Annotated in this window: 16 protein-coding genes; 8 read left to right on the forward strand and 8 right to left on the reverse strand. The window is 54.7% G+C overall.

All coding sequences use genetic code 11. The annotated features are described in order from the left end of the window. Nucleotides 1–12 precede the first annotated feature (12 nt). On the forward strand, nucleotides 13–1,188 hold the full coding sequence (locus B9A13_RS00175; protein ID WP_084233025.1) for an aldo/keto reductase: 1,176 nt from the start codon (nucleotides 13–15) through the stop codon (nucleotides 1,186–1,188). A gap of 40 nt (nucleotides 1,189–1,228) precedes the next feature. Beyond that, on the forward strand, nucleotides 1,229–1,891 hold the full coding sequence (locus B9A13_RS00180) for an S-layer homology domain-containing protein (RefSeq protein WP_159447966.1): 663 nt from the start codon (nucleotides 1,229–1,231) through the stop codon (nucleotides 1,889–1,891). 96 nt (nucleotides 1,892–1,987) lie between these two features. Here B9A13_RS00180 and B9A13_RS00185 read toward each other — a convergent pair whose 3' ends face one another. The 4 genes from B9A13_RS00185 to B9A13_RS00200 are packed head-to-tail and all read right to left on the reverse strand — an operon-like array spanning nucleotide 1,988 to nucleotide 5,948. Next, complete coding sequence (locus B9A13_RS00185; protein WP_084233027.1) at nucleotides 1,988–3,097, reverse strand: GerAB/ArcD/ProY family transporter; 1,110 nt, start codon at nucleotides 3,095–3,097, stop codon at nucleotides 1,988–1,990. A gap of 21 nt (nucleotides 3,098–3,118) precedes the next feature. Further along, entirely contained in the window at nucleotides 3,119–3,331 is a 213-nt protein-coding gene (locus B9A13_RS00190) for a hypothetical protein (protein WP_084233028.1), read from the reverse strand. A 2-nt stretch (nucleotides 3,332–3,333) separates the two neighbouring features. Beyond that, nucleotides 3,334–4,467, reverse strand: a complete 1,134-nt coding sequence (locus B9A13_RS00195; RefSeq protein WP_084233029.1) for a Ger(x)C family spore germination protein — start codon at nucleotides 4,465–4,467, stop codon at nucleotides 3,334–3,336. Continuing rightward, entirely contained in the window at nucleotides 4,464–5,948 is a 1,485-nt protein-coding gene (locus B9A13_RS00200; RefSeq protein WP_242942736.1) for a spore germination protein, read from the reverse strand. Before B9A13_RS00200 ends, B9A13_RS00195 begins: the two co-directional genes overlap by 4 nt. 364 nt (nucleotides 5,949–6,312) lie before the next feature. On the opposite strand from B9A13_RS00200, the gene B9A13_RS00205 reads away from it, so the two are divergent. The 3 genes from B9A13_RS00205 to B9A13_RS00215 all read left to right on the forward strand — a co-directional run bounded on the left by B9A13_RS00205 (nucleotide 6,313) and on the right by B9A13_RS00215 (nucleotide 10,998). Further along, the gene (locus B9A13_RS00205; RefSeq protein WP_084233031.1) at nucleotides 6,313–8,946 is read left to right on the forward strand and encodes an S-layer homology domain-containing protein; all 2,634 of its coding nucleotides are present in this window, start codon (nucleotides 6,313–6,315) and stop codon (nucleotides 8,944–8,946) included. A 152-nt stretch (nucleotides 8,947–9,098) separates the two neighbouring features. Next, a complete protein-coding gene (locus B9A13_RS00210) occupies nucleotides 9,099–10,322 on the forward strand; it encodes a sensor histidine kinase (protein ID WP_084233032.1) in 1,224 nt (407 codons plus the stop codon). A gap of 28 nt (nucleotides 10,323–10,350) precedes the next feature. Next, nucleotides 10,351–10,998 carry a response regulator gene (locus B9A13_RS00215; protein ID WP_084233033.1) on the forward strand — a complete coding sequence of 216 codons (648 nt, stop codon included), beginning with the start codon at nucleotides 10,351–10,353 and terminating at the stop codon, nucleotides 10,996–10,998. Nucleotides 10,999–11,222: 224 nt separating this feature from the next. On the opposite strand, the gene B9A13_RS00220 is transcribed toward B9A13_RS00215, so the two are convergent. From B9A13_RS00220 to B9A13_RS00235, 4 genes are read right to left on the reverse strand one after another with little or no spacing between them, the layout of a single operon-like run. Continuing rightward, complete coding sequence (locus tag B9A13_RS00220) at nucleotides 11,223–13,244, reverse strand: chemotaxis protein CheA (RefSeq protein WP_084233034.1); 2,022 nt, start codon at nucleotides 13,242–13,244, stop codon at nucleotides 11,223–11,225. A gap of 49 nt (nucleotides 13,245–13,293) precedes the next feature. Then, nucleotides 13,294–13,653, reverse strand: coding sequence for a response regulator (locus B9A13_RS00225; protein ID WP_084233035.1), 360 nt, complete (start codon nucleotides 13,651–13,653; stop codon nucleotides 13,294–13,296). A gap of 58 nt (nucleotides 13,654–13,711) precedes the next feature. Then, complete coding sequence (locus B9A13_RS00230; protein WP_084233036.1) at nucleotides 13,712–14,191, reverse strand: chemotaxis protein CheD; 480 nt, start codon at nucleotides 14,189–14,191, stop codon at nucleotides 13,712–13,714. 3 nt (nucleotides 14,192–14,194) lie between these two features. Continuing rightward, the gene (locus B9A13_RS00235) at nucleotides 14,195–14,824 is read right to left on the reverse strand and encodes a chemotaxis protein CheC (protein WP_143806816.1); all 630 of its coding nucleotides are present in this window, start codon (nucleotides 14,822–14,824) and stop codon (nucleotides 14,195–14,197) included. Between the two features lie 272 nt (nucleotides 14,825–15,096). Between B9A13_RS00235 and B9A13_RS00240 the strand changes: the two genes are divergently transcribed. From B9A13_RS00240 to B9A13_RS00245, 3 genes are read left to right on the forward strand one after another with little or no spacing between them, the layout of a single operon-like run. Continuing rightward, nucleotides 15,097–16,695, forward strand: a complete 1,599-nt coding sequence (locus B9A13_RS00240; RefSeq protein ID WP_084233037.1) for a flagellar hook-length control protein FliK — start codon at nucleotides 15,097–15,099, stop codon at nucleotides 16,693–16,695. A 21-nt stretch (nucleotides 16,696–16,716) separates the two neighbouring features. After that, entirely contained in the window at nucleotides 16,717–16,878 is a 162-nt protein-coding gene (locus B9A13_RS14025; RefSeq protein ID WP_159447967.1) for a hypothetical protein, read from the forward strand. Continuing rightward, a complete protein-coding gene (locus B9A13_RS00245; protein ID WP_200809656.1) occupies nucleotides 16,875–17,885 on the forward strand; it encodes a hypothetical protein in 1,011 nt (336 codons plus the stop codon). Before B9A13_RS14025 ends, B9A13_RS00245 begins: the two co-directional genes overlap by 4 nt. Nucleotides 17,886–17,939: the final 54 nt, after the last annotated feature.

A 17,939-nucleotide genomic window follows, 5' to 3' on the forward strand; every position in this document is an offset into this window, starting at 1 on the left:
AAGGAGGACTTCATGCAGTACAGACCCGCGAAAAACGGGGAACCCCTGTCCGTCCTGGGATACGGGTGCATGCGTTTTACCCGCAAAGGCTCCGGTATCGATCTGGAAAAAGCCGAGGAGGAGGTCATGGAGGCCATCCGCCTCGGCGTCAACTATTTTGACACGGCATATGTCTATCCCGGAAACGAGGCTGCCCTCGGCGGGATCCTTCAAAGAAACGGCTGCCGCGGCCGGGTGAACATCGCCACAAAGCTTCCCCATTACCTGGTGCGCTCCAACCGCGGGATGGACCGGTATTTCGACGAGGAACTCCGGCGTCTGCAGACCGATCATGTGGACTTTTATCTCATGCATATGCTCACCGACATCGGTTCCTGGGAAAAACTCCGGGGATACGGCATCGAGGAATGGATCCGCGGGAAAAAGCAGTCCGGTGAGATCCGCAATATCGGCTTTTCCTTTCATGGGAATACCGCCAGCTTTCTGGAGGTCCTGGGCGCTTACGACTGGGATTTCTGCCAGATTCAATACAACTACATGGACGAGACCAGCCAGGCGGGACGCCGTGGTCTGGAAGCCGCCGCGAAAAAGGGGATACCCGTCATCGTGATGGAACCTCTTCGTGGCGGCCGGCTGGCGGCGGGGCTTCCCGGAAGCGCCTTGAAAATCCTTGAGGAATCCGGCAGGGGCCGTTCCGCAGCCGAATGGGGCCTTCGCTGGCTGTGGGACCAGCCGGGCGTGACCTGCGTCCTCTCCGGGATGAACTCGCTGGAAATGGTGCGGGAAAACTGCGCCGTTGCCTCGGACGTTCGGGCCGGGGAATTTTCCGACGGGGACTTCCGCCTGATCGCGCGCCTGAAAGAGGAAATCTCCGGTGCCGTCCGTGTGGGCTGCACCGGCTGCGGCTACTGCCAGCCGTGCCCTCAGGGAGTGGATATTCCCGGCGTCTTCCGCTGCTGGAACGAAATTCCCGTGGATGGGCTCAAAAGGGCCAGGAAGGAATATATGATGACCACCGCCATGCGCAGGACGCCCAGCGGCGCCTCCCGCTGCATCGGCTGCGGGAAATGCGAGACCCACTGTCCCCAGGCGATCCCCATCCGTGCGGAGCTGAAAAAAGCGGCCCGGGATATGGAAACCCCCGCCTATCAAATCGTGGGGCGGATCTATCGGCTGCTGAAAATCTGAACGGATGTTCCGATCGCACTTCAAGTATTCGGAGGAAACCATGAAAGAAAAGAAACTTTTAAGCCTGCTCCTGTGCGCCGTGCTGGTGCTTTCGGGTATCTCATTTACAGCTGCTGCCGCGGAAAGCGGCGCTGAAAACTCCTGGGTCAATCCCTATTCCGACGTTGCGGAAGGCTCCTGGTATTACGACTCTGTCTCTTACCTTTCTTCCCGGGGCCTAATGAACGGCGTGGGAGGCGGCAGGTTCGTCCCCGGCGGCTCCATGACGAGAGGGATGGCCGTCACCGTTCTTAAAAGACTGTCCGGGGACGACGGAAGCTACACCGGCGGCTTTGCCGACGTTCCTGCCGGCGCGTGGTATGAAAACGCCGTTTCCTGGGCCTCGGCAAAGGGGATCGTAAACGGTATCGGCGGAGGGAAATTTGCTCCCGAAAACCCCGTGACCAGGGAACAGCTGGCAATCATGCTGTGGAATTACGCAAAGTACATGGGATATGACGTTTCCGTTGGCGAGGACACCAATATTCTCTCCTACGACGACGCCTTCGATATCTCCGACTGCGCGTACCCCGCCCTTCAGTGGGCCTGCGGCGCGGGCATCATGGAAGGGGACGGTTACGGCAATCTCAATCCCGGGGATCCTGCCTCCCGCGCCGAGGTCTCACAGCTCATCGCCGGATTTATTCAGATCATGGCGAAGTAACACGAAGCTTTTCAGTCACGCACAAATGAATAAATAACGGGAGCACGCCAAACGGCGTGCTCCCGTTATTTTACCCCCGGCATTCGGCTCAGGATATTATAAGTCTGACAGATCAAGCGGCGTTTTTGGATTTATTTTATTTAAAAAATTTTTAATTTCGGCGCCCAGCCAGATGATAACGGGTAAAATAACCTGAAACGGAGTGGCGTAATATCTGAATATTTCTAAAAACTCAACGGATTCGCTGATGCTGCTGTATATGATGGAAGCGAGCGTAAGCATGATGAGCCCGGCCGGAAACGCCATGCTTTTATAATTTTCAACGTTGAATAGTTTTGACATGCCGAAAGATACCGCAAAAAGGAACACGCTTGCTTTTACAAGCCCGCATAAAAGATAAACCGCAGCCACCAGGATTTCCATCCGGGTAAAAAAATCTCCTAACGATAAAACACTGACCGTCGTATACGTGGGGAAATAAAGTAATTTTAAATTTTCGGGACCCAAAACCGCTATGTTCCGGATAATGACAATCATCATTAAGACAACCGCGATCCCGGTTCCGTAAACGAGAATGGAATTTCGTTTTTGATCCGTTTTAACGGACCGGTATAGGGTCAGAAATATAACGGCTTCCGAGAAAGGCAGAATGAAAAGCGAATAAGCTTCGGACGCAATGCTTCCAAATCCGGAATGTCCGACCGGCATAAGATTGCTGAAATCCATATCCTTCAATGCGATGATAAAAGTGATTGCGATTTCAGCCAGAATGATCGGAAGGATAAACTTGCTGAACCGGCCAAGAATTTCCACGCCGCTTTTCACCATCCATGCTGAGAGAGACAGCATCAAAATCAGAAATACGACCTGCGGAGTTCCCGACATGGCTGCGATATGCATGAATTCCGTAAATTCCCTCAATACAAGGGCGCCTACATGGATGGCATAGAGGGTAAAGATGGCAACCATGATTTTACCTGTAATCTTTCCGAAGACAATAAGGATGATATCATACAGATTTTTGCCCGGATACAGGTTTGTTATCCTCATATAAACCAGAGCGACCGGCGCGAAAAAAAGCGCTCCTAATAAAATGGACAGCCAGGTATCTCTGGAATTGGAGCCTGCCCCCAAAACGGTGTTGGTTCCCATCAGGAACATGGCGAGAACGCTGACTGCCTGTTTCCGGTTAATGATCTCCTTCATTCTTTTATCCCAACTTTATATTTAACTGAAAATGGATTGGATCAGATGCACGATGGGGGGCGCGGGACTGGGGATGTGAAAACCCAAGCCGTATAATACGTTGACCGACAGCGTTGCGGCAAATACAACCGTATAAATTATCTTAAGCCTGATGCTCTTTTCTTTAAACGCGGGTATCATGTCCAGCAGTAAAACGAACAGGTAAAATACCAGACAGATAATGATATATGGCATTTTTACTCACCGACTTTGACTCTTGATTTATCTAAAGCGGAATTAATGATCTTAAATTGAGAATGAACCTCAACGGTTACGTCTTTGAACCGGGCGTCCCAGTCTCCCTTGATCCGGTCCCAATCATCCGGATATTTTGCGTTGATTTCAGATCCGAATCCGAAGATATCGCCTTCATTATTTTTTTGCACATCCCGTACCAGTTCTCCGATGGAGTGTTCCAATTGCCCCGAAGCTGTGTTTGCCAGCTCGGCCCACTTCTCCGGCGTATCGTAATACACATCAGAAAGATTCTCGGCCAGCGCGCATGTCGTTTCCGTCTCAATTTTTATGGTCACGCGATCCTGTTCAATGACCGGCGTGATTTTTGTGGAATTTTGGTATATCTCAAGGGTGATATTCGGATTTTCTGAATTGACGCTTACCAGGAAAAGTCCGGTTTTAACCTTGTTTTTAATATACATAAACGTCGATGAATCCTCAATCCGCATGGTCCCGATCATTTTATCCTTATGAAAAATAGCCATCCCGTTCAGCTGAGCGCACTGCTGCTCGTTCAGTGTGATCAGCGGCAATGCCAGGGACACCCCGTCGCTTGCTATCATGCCGTTTGCCTGATACAGCGTTACCATGGGGACCCTGGAAAGGATCCGGGATTCAGCGCTGAGAGAATTCTTGATTTTATAGGACGAGATTTCGTTGGAAGCTCCCTGCTGCATGATGATCGCCTTTGCCGTTTCCTGATCGGAGATAATCGGGAGCGTTGTGATTCTGGCTTCGGCGTCTCTTGTCATTAAGTCCGTCGCCGGTGCTATTCCGCTTTCGGCAACCGTTTTGCTGATAACCAGAATGGAACAGTCTCCGAAATACAGTCTTCGGTCGTATTGATTGATGGCATTCCGGACGGCGTCAAACACCGTTTTTCCGTCCGATTCGATGAACTTGGATTTAGTCGTTTTGTCTTTGCCTGCGGATTGCGTATCGGCAATGTCAAACGTCACATGATAATAGCCGTCCATATAATCTATGGCCATGCCGGTTACGATGCTCTCGTCGTCCAATTCTTTGTAGTCCCAGCATCCGGAAAGAAACAGGAGCTGCAGGATAAGAGAAAACAGGAACAGGCGCTTCTTCATCCCGGATCACCGTCCGAAGCGCTTCTGACCGGATCCTGCGACATGAATTTCGGGCGTTTGATCATGTACCACCAGGGAGCCCGGACAAAAGTATCCTTGTTGTCCTGAAAATCGTCTGCCACGGAGCTGTTCATAAAGGGGATCCCAAAGGAACGCATATTGAAAAGATGGATCAGCAAACCCATCATGCCAAAAATAATACCGTATATGCCTATAAATGAGGCCAGGAATAAAAACATAAAACGCAATATGATGATGGAACCCTTCATTCGCATCAGCATAATGCCGGTGATGCCGGAAAAGGCCACGATGATGACCATAGGCGCGCTGATCAGCCTCGCTTCCACCGCGGCCTGCCCGATGACCAGGGCGCCCACGATGCTCAGCGCCTGCCCGATGCTGTTTGGAGCCCGCAGGCCCGTTTCCCGCAGGATTTCAAACATAAGCAGCATTAATATTGCCTCCAGCCAGGTGGGCGCCGCTATGCTTGACCTTGCAACCGATATGCTCAGAGTCAGATCCGTGGGCAGCAATTCGTGATGAAACGCGACCAGGGCAACATAGATGGCCGGAACGCTGATCGACACGGAGAAAGAAAAGATCCGCAGCAGCCGGCCGATGGACGAAAAATAATAATTGGTATAGTAGTCGTCGTCGCTCTGGAAATTTTCAATAAAAAGAAAGGGGAGCGTCAGCACTTCCGGAGTTCCGTCCAAAAAAAGCGCGATCCTGCCTTCCAGAAGTTTGCCCGCGACGATATCCGGACGTTCCGTAGTGCCGATCGTTTTAAAAAACGAATACGGGGCGTCTTTTATATATTCGTTGATATAGTTGACATCCAGCGTACCGTCGATCTGGATCGTCTCGAGCCTTTTTTTTAATTCTTCAAGGATCTGCGGATTTGCAAGATTACCCAGATAACAGATACAGGCTCTGGTTTGCGACCTCGTTCCGAAGGTTTGAAACTCCATTTTCAATTCCTGCGTTCGCAGCCGCCGGCGAACCATGGTCAGGTTGATCAGCAATGCCTCGTTGAAGCCTTCCCGCGGTCCTCTGAGCACTTTTTCCCCTTCCGGTTCGGAAATGGAGCGGGTGATCCAGCCCTTCGTATTAAAAATGAGGGCTACGTCGCTGCCGTCTAAAAACAGGACTGTATCACCGTAGACTACGGACCGGATGATCTCTTCGATATCGTCGGTTTTTTCCACATTGTTTGAAAAAGTGATTTTATTGGCGATGTCGTCAATCATGCTGGCCGGTTTCCGCTCGAACGGGTATAGAAGGAGCGGACGGATAATATCTTCGTTCATCAGTTTATTGTCTATCATGCCGTCGATATAGAAAAGACAGCATTTGACTAACGGCCTGTACCGATTTTCAATATAGCGGTACCGCAGGGTCCCGTCGTTATGAAATAATATTTTCATAAGCTCTATATTTTCATCCAGCCGGTCGGATAATTTCGTCTTTTCCTGTTCCAAGTGATTCACATATCCTGTCATTATAATATCGGGACGAAAAGCGATCGCTCTTCGACGGAATTGGGCAGAGGGATGCAGGGAAAAAACTTAAAACGGGAAGCAGTGGAATGTCGCCGTCGCCGCTGCGAAGATAAATCCCGGGTGAAACGCAACATCGAGCGATCCTTTGGTGAGAATTTCACTTTTTATATCATTTGTAGCAGAAAAAAGTTTATACTACCCGCCTTTGATTCAGAAAAGTCATATGACTTTTCTTTCAGGAAGTAACTTCCAATGGATTTCCCCGCAAAATATAATCAAATTGTAGGATTGTCGGGGTTCCGTCCCGGCCTGCGGGCCGGGTGGATGTAAGGAGGAGGTTACCATGAAACGAAGGCTTCTTGGCATATTGTTTTCGGCTGCGTTTGTCCTGACTCTGCTTCCTGTTTCCGCCCTCGGTGTGTTTTACGATGTGGAGGGGCACTGGGCGCAGCGGGAGATCGAAAATTGGAGTGATATGGAAATCCTGATGGGATGGAACGGCAGTTTCTATCCTGACGAACCCATCACACGGGGTGAAATGGCCATTGTGCTGGAGCGCATCATGGGATACGGTACGGCATCAGAAAACACCTTTGAGGACCTGAGTCAGGCATACTATACGCAGGCGGTCCTCAAAGCGAACGCCGCCGGGGTTTTGCTGGGAAGCGAAGGTTTCCTCCGCCCGGATGACAGCATGACCCGTGAAGAGACCGCCGTTCTCTTCTGCCGCGTGTTCGGCATCGGGGAGGATACCTCGGATTCCGGTTTCACAGACGCCGCGGAAATTTCCGTCTGGGCGCGGGGATATGTAAACGCTCTGGCCGACGATGGATATATCCGGGGCCGTAACGGGAAATTCGATCCCCAAAGGCCCATCACCCGAGCGGAAACGGTGAAGATTCTGGACAATATTGTCTCGCTTATCTGTAACCGTGCACAGGAATACTCCGAAGACGTTTCCGGCGTTGTCATCGTGAACACCTCCGGCGCGGTGCTCCGGGACATGACGATTGACGGGGATCTGATTTTAGCGGAAGGCATCGGAGACGGAGAAGTGACACTGGATCATGTTGTGGTCACCGGAAGAACCTTTATCCGCGGCGGCGGAGCCAATTCTGTATATATCGAAGGCGGCAGCGCCCTGTCGGATATCATCATAGAAAAGACCGAGGCGGGCGAGATCCGCGTCGTCACATCCGGCGGTGCCTCTGTCTTCGCGGTTTACGTGGATGACGGCTGCGACGACGTGATTCTCACCGGTACTTTTACGGACGTTACTATCACATCCGGCGTTACCGTCCGCGCCGTCGGGGCCGCTGTGCAAAATATGACCGTAAGCTGCGCAGACGCGGAGCTGTTCGTCGATTCCGCATCTTCAGTCGCCCTGCTGATGGTGGAAGCGCCGGCGTCGGTCACAAATGTCGGCCTGATTACAACGGCTGTCATTGAATCGGACGGCGTCGTCATTGACGGGAACAGTCCTCTGACGGTGAGCCTCTCCTCGGGTGCTTCATATCCCACAAACTCTTTCGGCATCCCCGTGACCGGCGCTCCCGCAGCCGATAGTTCCCCCGAACCTCCCGCCGCGGTTCCTCTCACTTCCCTAGGCCCGATTCAGGGAATGGCCAGAAACGGCGAAACGCTTTCAGCGGGCTCGGTCGTCCCGAAAGATGGAACGGCGGTATTCCAGTGGAGCCTTTCTTCAGACGGTGTGGATTTTGAAGATTTGGAAGGCGCGACCGGATATACCTATACCATTGGAACCACGGACACGGGAAAATGGATCCGCGTCACCGCCACGGGGACAGGCGGCTATTCCGGCTCCGTGACCAGCGACGCGGTATATGTGGCTGCACTGGGCAGCGACGCGTCGCTCTCCGCCCTGTCCTACAAAGTGGGCGGAGGATCTTCCGTAGCGCTTACGGGCTTTGACCCCGATACCGGCACGTATTCTGTTACCCTGCCCTATGGGACGGGAAGCTCCGCCGTGATTACGCTGTCCGGCACCCTCTCGGATTCCTACGCGTCGATTATCGAGAATGACGGCGTCACCCTCGATAGCGGGGAAGGCTCGGCCTCCATTCTGGTGATGTCGGAAAACGGCGTGTTCACCCGTAATTATGTCGTTAATTTTGAAACGGCTGAGCCCAGTCACATAGCCACGCTGTCCTCCTCCATCGGCACGGTAGACGACGCCGCGGGCACCATTACCGGCATTCCCGGGTCCACGACGCTATCCGCCTTTGAAGCGGCGCTTACCCCTGCCGCCGGCGCGGTCTTTGAAACCTACGAATTGGACGGAACCACGGTGGCGACAGACCTCAAAACGGGATATCAGGTGATCGTCACCGCCCAGGACGGCGTGACCCATAAGACCTATACCCTCACGCTGCTTCCCAGCAGCGACGCGACGCTTTCCTATCTTACCTACAGCGTGGACGGCGGCGCTCCTACGGGAAGGTACGTCTACATTGAAGAAACGACCCTGTACATCTTCCTGGATTACGGGACCAATACCGCGGCGCAGGTCGCCCTCACCGCAACGGCAGCGAACTCCGGCGCTCAGATCGCGTATGATCCGCAGACCGTAACCCTCTCCGGCGGAACGGGCTCCTCCTCTATCACGGTGACGGCGGAAGACGGGATCACAAAAAGGACCTATCCCGTGAATATCATCATCAATAAAAATGACGACCCGACCCTTTCCTCCTTGTCCTACAGCGTGAACGGCGGTTCCTTTGTTTCCGTACCGGGCTTCTCGTCGAGTAACCACGATTATACGATTGTCCTGCCTGCCGGGACGAATCCTTCCTCGGTCATCGCTCTTTCCGGCACAACTAAGGACCCCAACGCGAGCATCACCCATAATCCGGGATTGACACTTAATTCCGGCGTCGGGATCACCAGCATCATCGTTCTGGCGGAAGACGGCGCCACCAGCTTGACCTACACCGTAAGATTCCTAACCGCCTCCTGATCACGCCGCCCGGATCCGTGCGGCTCCTTTCCTGTGCGCCGGTAATCTGATATAATAACTGCAGGGCAGTCCTTATATCCGGTGTCCGGGCCGGTTCCCGGGTCGGTATTCGGGCGGGTTTCCGGTTGTTATGCGCAGGGAAAGGAGACCGCATGGACGATTCGACTCATCGTTTTTTCACCTGGGTTTTGTACATAGCCCTCATAGCGGGCGCCGTGCTGCTTTGGTTCAACGAGCAGAAATTCCCCGCCCTGGCGCTGTATGCTGTTTTCGCGGCGGTGGCCCTTTGGTTTCATCGGAGGTATTACACCCCGGAATACAAGGACCCCCGAGGAAAGTTCTTTCTTGCCGCAGAGCTGCTTCTGGCGCTTTGCATCCAGTACTTCGACAGTACCGGTTTTGTGGAGCTGTATCTCTTCATCGTGATCGGCGACGCCTTTCTGGCCTATGGGATCTCCTTTTCTCTGGTCTTCACCGCGGTTTCCCTCTCCTGCTATACGGCGATGCTGTATATGAAAATCGCCCCCATTGGTATAGCTGACTTCTGGGCGGAGATAGACGCCACGCTTTTAGCCTGCGCCGTCTATGTGGCGGTGCTCATAAACGCGCGGCATAACATTGCCGCCGGAAAAAAGAACCGTCTTCTCGCGGAAGATTTGAGAAAAAAGACGGAGGAGCTGGAGGGTGCTAACGCGGAATTGAAGGCTTACGCCCTGGAGCTGGAAAAAACCGCAGACCTGCGGGCCAGGGAAAAGCTCCTGCAGGAGCTTCACGACAAGCTGGGGCACCTGCTGACGACTGCCTCAGTAGGCGTGCAGGCCGCCCGTGTGCAGGCGGGAATAGATCCCGCCGCCGCCAGGGAACGTCTGGATACGGTTACCCAGCAGCTTCAGACAGCCATGCAGTCCCTCCGGGATGTCATCCGGGGAGGGGAGACTGCCGCGGAAAATCTCAGCGGGTTTCCGGAATCCCTGCTGGGGCTCATCGGGGAGACGGAAAAACGCGCGGGGATCCGCATCGGGCGCAGCATTTCGGATTCGGCCGTCGGAGTTCTTTCCGAACTGGATGCCGCGCGTCAGACATTCCTTTACAATGCTCTGATGGAGGGCCTGACAAACGGCATCCGGCACGGCGGAGCGACGGAGTTTCAGTTCAGTCTTTCCCTGGAAGAGCCGTATCTCCGCTTTCTCCTTCGCGACAACGGGAAGGGTTTTTTAACCCTGTCCCCGGGCTTCGGTCTTATAAAAATGCGGAAAAACGCCCGGCGCCTCGAAGCGCGCGTCAGCCTGACTTCGCCCGGCGGAGGCGAGCTGGAGATCCTTCTGCCTGTCCGTTCCAGTGCCGAAGACTCCGCCGGTTTGTCCGAATCCCAGTAAGGCTTCCATCGAAGAAGGGAGGCGCATTATGTCCAACATACGCGTTCTCGTGGCGGACGACCAGATTCTGATTCGCGACGGAATTCGCATCATTCTCGACTCCCAACCGGATATTGAGGTGGTGGCCGCCGCAGAAAGCGGTTCCGATGCTCTGAGGCTCACCCGGGAGCACCGGCCCGACGTCGTACTGCTGGATATCCAGATGCCGGACCTTTCCGGGATCGAGGTGCTCAAATCGATCAAGCGGGAACATCCGGAGACCATTGTGCTGATGCTCACGACCTTCGATCCCGACGAATATATTTTCGGAGCCTTTGAAAACGGAGCCGACGGCTATCTGCTCAAGGATATGTCCGGAGAAAAGCTCATCGGCATGGTGCGGGAGGCGGTTTCCGGCAACATTCTGATCCCGGCGCCCATCGCCGCGCGCCTTATCGCCAGGATTCCCAGGGAAAAGCGCAGGCTTTGCCTGTCCGATTACAACCTTACGGCGCGGGAAACGGAAATAGCCGGCCTCATCCGCAGCGGCTGCAGCAATGAAAAAATCTCGAGGCTTCTTGGCATAGGCCTCGGCACGGTTAAAAATTATGTCAGCACCCTGTATTCCAAGCTGGAGGTCAAAAATCGCCAGGAGGCCGTCCGCATGATCAGCAGTCTGGAAGGAAACGTGAAATAGATTTCCTCTCCGGCCGCGGGACGGGGGAGAGGCTTTGTGTAATCAAAATAACGGGGCGCAGCGGTATCCGCTGTGCCCCGTTATTTTGATTACAGGATGTATATTCGCCTTTATATCATTATCCAATAGAAAGATTAAAAGGACAGTATGGGTGCCCCCCACCGGAGGCGGGGGGCACCCATACTGCTTCATCTGTTATATCAAGATACTTATGGAAGTGAGTTTTAATTTACAGCCGTGAGGTTGTTGACATTCAGGATCAGGCTGATCCTGCCGTCCCCAAGGATGGTGCATCCGGAGATCCCGTTTAAGTTTTTTGCGGTCTTCTGGACGTATTCCGGCAGAGGCTTCACCACCACCTGCTGTTCCCCGATGATGTGGTCCACCAAAATGCAGAAGGTCTTGCGTTCCGACTCGATCATCACCAGGATCCCGTCCGTAAGTTCCCGGACGTCGGACTGGATATGGAAAAATTCGTACAGACGCAGGATGGAGTAGCATTCCCCCCGGACCAGGATCATCTCGTTGCCCTCCGTGTCCAGAAAGACGTTTTTCATATCCGGCACGAAAAATTCCCGGATGGAGATCAGCGGCACGATGTAGTCCGTTTCCCCCACGGACAGGTGCATTCCGTCGATGATCGCCAGCGTCAGGGGGATCCGGATGGAGATGGTGGTGCCTTTTCCAATCTCGCTGTCCACGGAGACGGAGCCGCCCAGCTTTTCGATGCTCTTTCGCACCACGTCCATCCCGACGCCCCGGCCGGAGATCCCCGATACCGAGTCTTTTGTGGAAAATCCGGGGAGAAAGATGAAGTTGAAGATCTCCTTGTCGGTAAGCTCGCCCTCCGGGCGAAACAGCAGTCCCTTTTCTTTTGCTTTTTTCAGGATTTTATCCCTGTCCAGCCCCTGCCCGTCGTCCGAAACGAGGATAATGACATCCTCTCCGATGTTTTTCGCCTCCAGGGTAACCTGCCCCTGTCCCGGTTTTCCCGCCGCCGCGCGCTCTCCGGCGTCTTCGATTCCGTGGTCGATGGAGTTGCGGATGAGGTGCATCAGCGGATCGGAAAGACTGTCGATGATGTTTTTGTCCACCTCGGTTTCCTCGCCCACCAGTACGAGGTTCACGTCCTTGCCGATCTTTTTGCTGGTGTCCCGCGCGATCCGCTGCATCTTATGAAAGACGGTGGATACGGGCAGCATGCGCACCGACATGACGATGCTCTGAAGCTCCGAGGTCAAAGAACGCAGCTGCCGCACGGCGGCCTCGAAATTGCTGAGGTGCAGGCCCGCGAGGTCCGGGTTTCTGGTCACCATCGCCTCGGTGGTCACCAGTTCGCCCACCAGGTCCATGAGGCTGTCCAGCTTATTGACGTTGACGCTGATAAAATTCTGCTTTGCTCCGCTTTCGGCGGGAGAGGCCGCCGCTGCCGCTTTGTTCTCTCCGGCGGACTTTGTCTCTTTTGCTTCCCGCATGGATTCCGGCAGCTCTTCGTTGTCTGCTTCCAGAGGTATCACGCTGAAGTTTTGAACGAATAGGGTGGTCTCCAGAAGCCGTTTCAGTTTGTCGGGGTTCTCAAAGGTCTGCACATAGAGCAAAAATCCCTTTTCCACGATCTCCGCGCAGGCTTCCTCGCCGTCGAGATTTTCCGGGACATGGGAAATTCCGGGGCACAGCGGCCCCAGGGATGCTGCGATCCCCAGAGCCCGGATATGCTCCATTTTGCAGTCCGGCTCGAATTTTACCTTGATTTTATAAATCGGGCAGTGGGCCGGGACGGCTTCCGCCGCCGGCGGAACGCTGCCGGCTTCCGGCTGCTCCCCCGAGGTTTTCTCCGTTTGCGTCTCCTGCTGCGGAGCGTGAACCAGGCTCTCCATCCTGCCGATGAGAGCGGCCGGATCTCCGTCGCAGGCCTGGCCGGACTGGATTTTCACCAGCTCGGTCTTGATAAAATCGATGGTGCTCAATACGATGTCGAAAACCTCGCTCCAGTCGTCGCACCGGCCTCCGCCGTCGCGGATCTGGGAAAAGAGATCTTCCGCCGAGTGAGTGAGATGAAACAGGTTGTCGAAGGACATCATGGAGGAGGAACCCTTGATGGTGTGCATGATCCGGAAGACCTCGTCGATCTGTGGCGCCGAAAGGGATTTCTCCCTCTCTCCGATCAGCATGAGGTTTTCCAGCTTTTCCAGAAGCTGTTCGTTTTCATAAATATAGATATCCAGCATGGAATCGTCCGCGCTCATGTCTTTTCACCCCGCAATTCAAAATGGCCGCGTTCGTAAGTGGCCGAAACTACGCCTGAAATTTTTTCAGCGCCGAAAGAAGCCCTTCTTCCTTAAAGGGTTTCACAATGAATCCCTTGGCGCCAGACAATACGGCGTCCCGCACCATTGCCTCCTGCCCCATGGCGGAAACCATGATGATCTTCGCCGCGGAATCCATGCCCATGATGATTTTCAGAGCTTCCAGCCCTCCCATTTCCGGCATGGTGATATCCATGGTGACCACGTCGGGTTTCAGCTGGGTGTATTTTTCAATCGCGACGGCTCCGTTCTCCGCCTCGCCCACCACTTCGAATCCGTTTTTGGTAAGCATGTTCTTGATGGAAATTCTCATGAAAGCGGCGTCGTCCACAACCATAACCTTCAACATGTACCTGTCCTCCTCAAATTCATGAAAATGGCTTTTTCCCGTTTTGCTTTATTCGCCGTCAGGCGTACCGGATTCCGTGGCCGATGGTCTTGATGAGAAGCCGCCCGGTCCCCGTGTCCAGCTCGATGGTCCTGCCGTAATTTCCTCCCGTATCCCGGAAAGCAAGGCGGATCTTCTGCTCCGCCAGAACTCTTGCGCAGGTTTCCGCGTTGCGCTCCCCGATTCTGAAAATATCGGACTTGCCCGTGGAATGGAACATATTGGCGCCTCCCGCGATTTTCGCGACCAGGGAGTTCCTGCTGCAGCCCATGCGCAGCAGCCTGTTCACAAGTTCCGGGATGCCGCTGTCCGCGTACTTGGCCGCAACGGATACCGGCTCGCCCCCGCTGGAGGGAAGCAGGACGTGGAGAAGCCCTCCCATCTGCAGCCTGGGATCGTAGAGCGTCACGCCCACGCAGGAACCCAGACCTATCGTCGTGATGGTGTCGGGGCACTTAGCCACCTTCATTTCAGCGATACCTACAATAATTGACCCCATCCTTCAGGAAACCCCCAGTGACGCCATGAGCCTCTTGTAGGACTCACGGTCCGGGAGCAGGAAGAAATGGCAGGCCATGGCGTCCTCCGCCTCCGAAAAGCAGGTTTCAAAAAACAGTGCGCAGTCGTTCGTTTTTCCGCATTCCACGGCGATGATGCTCAGCATCGCCCCCGCCATATCGATGCACATATAGGGAACCGACGGTGTGGTGTTGAGTCCGGAAAGCGAGGAGATGGCCGAAAGGTAGGAGCCGCAGAGGATGTTGGTGACCTCCTCCAGAGCGGAAATGTCCAGTTCCGTGAGATCGGAAATGCCGACGCTGTCGTTTTGTTCGCTTCTGCCGCACAGCAAAGACGCCACCGTGTAGGCCTCCCGGATCCCAAGGATCAGCATGACCTGACCCGTCATGTCCCCCGTCAGATCCACCATGCCGCCAACCACCGGATTTTCCGGAGAACCCAGGATATCCTGGACGCCGGACAGAGGGATGACCCTGATTTCCGGGACGGTCATTTCCACGGTCTTGCCCAGTATGCCGGACAGGGCCGTGGCGGCGTTTCCCGCTCCGATATTTCCGATTTCCCTCATCGCGTCGATCTGCGCAGGAGTGAGGGATTCGAATATGTTCTGCAAAACCGCACCTCCCGTGTATTTCTATTAAAAAAACAATACGTTCCCGTCTGAATTCTAATTTACGGACGGAGCTTTCATTTCAAAGTTGCCGCCCGGAAGAAACGGAAGCGGCGTGAACCGAAGCGTCTTCTTTTCTCGGTTCCTCCCGGTTTTGTTTGCTTCAGCGGACATTAAGTATTTCGTGATTTTTTCCGATATATTAACTGGAATCTGAAATTACTGTGACGCACCGGTGTTTGGCCGCCCCGGCCGATAGGTGCGCGGAGGCTGCCATGGAGATGGATTACGGCGTTTTCCGTGCCGTTCCCCGCCCGGACGGGCTGCATATCGCTTCTCTTGCAAAAGAATCCGGGGAAACCGGCGCGATTCTTCCCCGGGGAGGCACCTTGGAGGCCACCGTCCTATTCGCCTCCCGGACAAACGCCAATGTTCTTCTGCAAAACGGCGCACTCGTAAGGGCAAGGCTGGACGACGGCGTTGTCCTTCGCGAAGGGGACACTGTTTTACTTACGGTGCTTCATAACGACGGGGAAAGCATCCTGCTGGAGGTATCCTCGCCGGAGAAGGAAATTCCAATAGCATTTGCCGCGCTCGGTGTTTCTCTGCCCGTAACTGCGCCGGAGGAAGATATGAATATGCTTCTAAACGCTCTGTCGGAGGATTCGCTGAGCCCCGTCGCGGCTCTCCTGGAACAGGCGGAAACCGTCCGCTCTCGATATCCGTTTCTTTCTTTGCCCCCCGCCGCCTTCTCCGCCGCAAACGAAATTCCGCTGAGTCCGGAATCCGCCCGGATTCTGGATGCTTTGAGCCGTTCGGATTATAAGGTTGGCGCTTCGCTGCTCCGCCTGATCGGCCTGATGCGCCAGTCTGTTGAGGATGCTCCCGGCGGTTTTGCTTTAGCCGAAAAAGCATCCTCGGAGCAACCGGAGCTTTCTGTAGAACCCGCGGTGCCGCGGTCTTCCTCCGCGGAAACGCCGGTGCCCCTGGAAGGGAAAGAAGGTTTTTCCCGGTTTCCGGGACCTGTTTCCGATAAAGACGGCGGGACGGATGCACCCGGGGACCTTTTAACTGCTTTAAAACAGGCGCTTATGGATTTTGAACGGTCCGACGGCGGCAGTCCCGCCCCGGCGGGTCCGGAAAAGGCTTCTGTAATTCCGGCTTCCGCCGCAAAGATACTCTCCGGAGAAGATAGTAGAGCCGGCTCTGGGCGGTCTGACGGGGAAGCGCATCTGTTTCTGTCCCCGCCGGAGGGCGGTCTTCGGGGAGACGGCGGAAGGTCTCCCGTCCGGGCCGGGGAAGAGCTGTTTTTTGCCCGCGCGGAGGTTCCGGAGGCTTTGAAAAGAGCGGGCGAGGAACTTTCGGGGCGTCTTCTGCGGATGATCTCCCAGGAAGAGATAAAAGTTCCGGGAAACGGGGAATTTTTCCGGGAAGCCGCCGGATTGCTGGAAGCGCAGTCGCTTTTTCGTTCCGTACGGCTGTTTACTTATCTGCAGATACCCATTATGATAAATGCGTACCGCGCCACCGCCGAGCTGTACGTTTTTCGGAAACGCAAGGGCCTGAAAAAGGAAAACCCGAAGGAAACCTCTCTGCTTTTAGTGCTGGACACGCAGCGGCTGGGCCGCGTGGAGGTTCTCGTCCGCGTGCGGGAAAGCGGCATTTCCTTCCGCTTCACTCTCCGCGATACCGCGGCGGCGCAGGCTATGAAAGAACGCACGGAGCGATTGTACCGGCTGGTTTCTCCCCTGGGATTCAAATATTCCGGGGCGGTCTTTCTCTCGGATGCGAAGCCCGTCACCCCGGTAAACGCCATACGGGAGCTGGCGGATACCGGGAATGGATGGCACGGAAAAATAAGTATCCGTGCATGACGGAAGAGGGAAGTGGAAAAAATGAACGAAAAAGAGACCTCCCCGTCTGCTTCGCCCTTTTCGCCAGGCGAGCGGGAAAATAAACCGGATCTTCCTTTGGAGCTGTATGAAATCGCCTCCTGCGTGATGGAATTTGTCGCTGAAATCGACAGGGATTTCGAGAAAGAAAAGGAGACTCAATGATGGACGGAATCAATCAGGGAGGAATCGGAGCGTCGTCTGAAAGCTCCGGCCTGGAGGCGCAGAGTTCTTCCCGTTCGGAAAATGAAAACTCTTTGACGGAGGATAAAAACTTTGCGCTGCTCCTTTCGGCTCTCATTCAGGAGAAGGCGGCCTCTCAGCTTTCCTCCGCGCTGTCGTCGGACAACGCGGATTCCGGCGTTTTCCCCTCTCTCCAGGGTTCGGGTATTTCGGAAAGCGATTTTACCGCGTTTCTCACCGCCATGGAAAACGGCACGCTGGACCGCAGCGAGCTGGCTCTTATGCTTTTATCCGGCATGACGGGAGCCTCCTTCGGCTCCGGTTATTCCTCCGCTTCCGGATTATCCTCGCTTTCCGGCCTTTCCGTCTCCTCCGCGGGTGCTTCTGCGAAATCCCCGGTTTCTTCCGGCTCGGCGGTATTGCCGGCTAGTTCGTGGATGGCGGCGGTTCCCTCGGTGACGGGAGATGAGAGCTGCCGCAGCCCGGAGCTTTTAAACGCCGTTCTCTCCCAGTTTCAGGTGGAGACCGCCGAGCGCTACCGGCCCCATAAGAACGGAAGCGATACCTACTGCAATATTTACGTCTGGGATGTGACGGGCGCCATGGGCGCCGAAATCCCCCACTATGTGGACCCGGAAACCGGAGCGCCCCGGGAGTATCCCGACGTGAAAGGCGCCTCGGAGCTCTCCGCCAACGGGATCAGCTCCTGGCTTACCCAATACGGAAGCCGGTACGGATGGACGGAGGTGGACGCAAAAACGGCCCAGGAGTACGCAAACCGCGGCTGCCCCGCGGTTACCGCCTGGAAGAATGAAAGCGGCGGCTCGGGCCATGTCCAGGTGGTCTGCCCCTCCCGGGACCAAAGCTATGCTCCCGAACTGGGAGTCACCGTCTCCCAGGCCGGGAGCAGCAATCTCTCCTATGCCTATATTTCCTCCGTTTACGGGGCCGGCCGGCTCTCCCAGGTGCGTTATTTCGTTCACGAATGATAAATTCTTCTTTAGAAAAGGAGAATTCTTTCGATAGTATAGACAGGTGAACCC

The sequence above is a fragment of the Papillibacter cinnamivorans DSM 12816 genome (assembly GCF_900176335.1).
GTDB classification, from domain to species: Bacteria; Bacillota; Clostridia; order Oscillospirales; family Oscillospiraceae; genus Papillibacter; species Papillibacter cinnamivorans.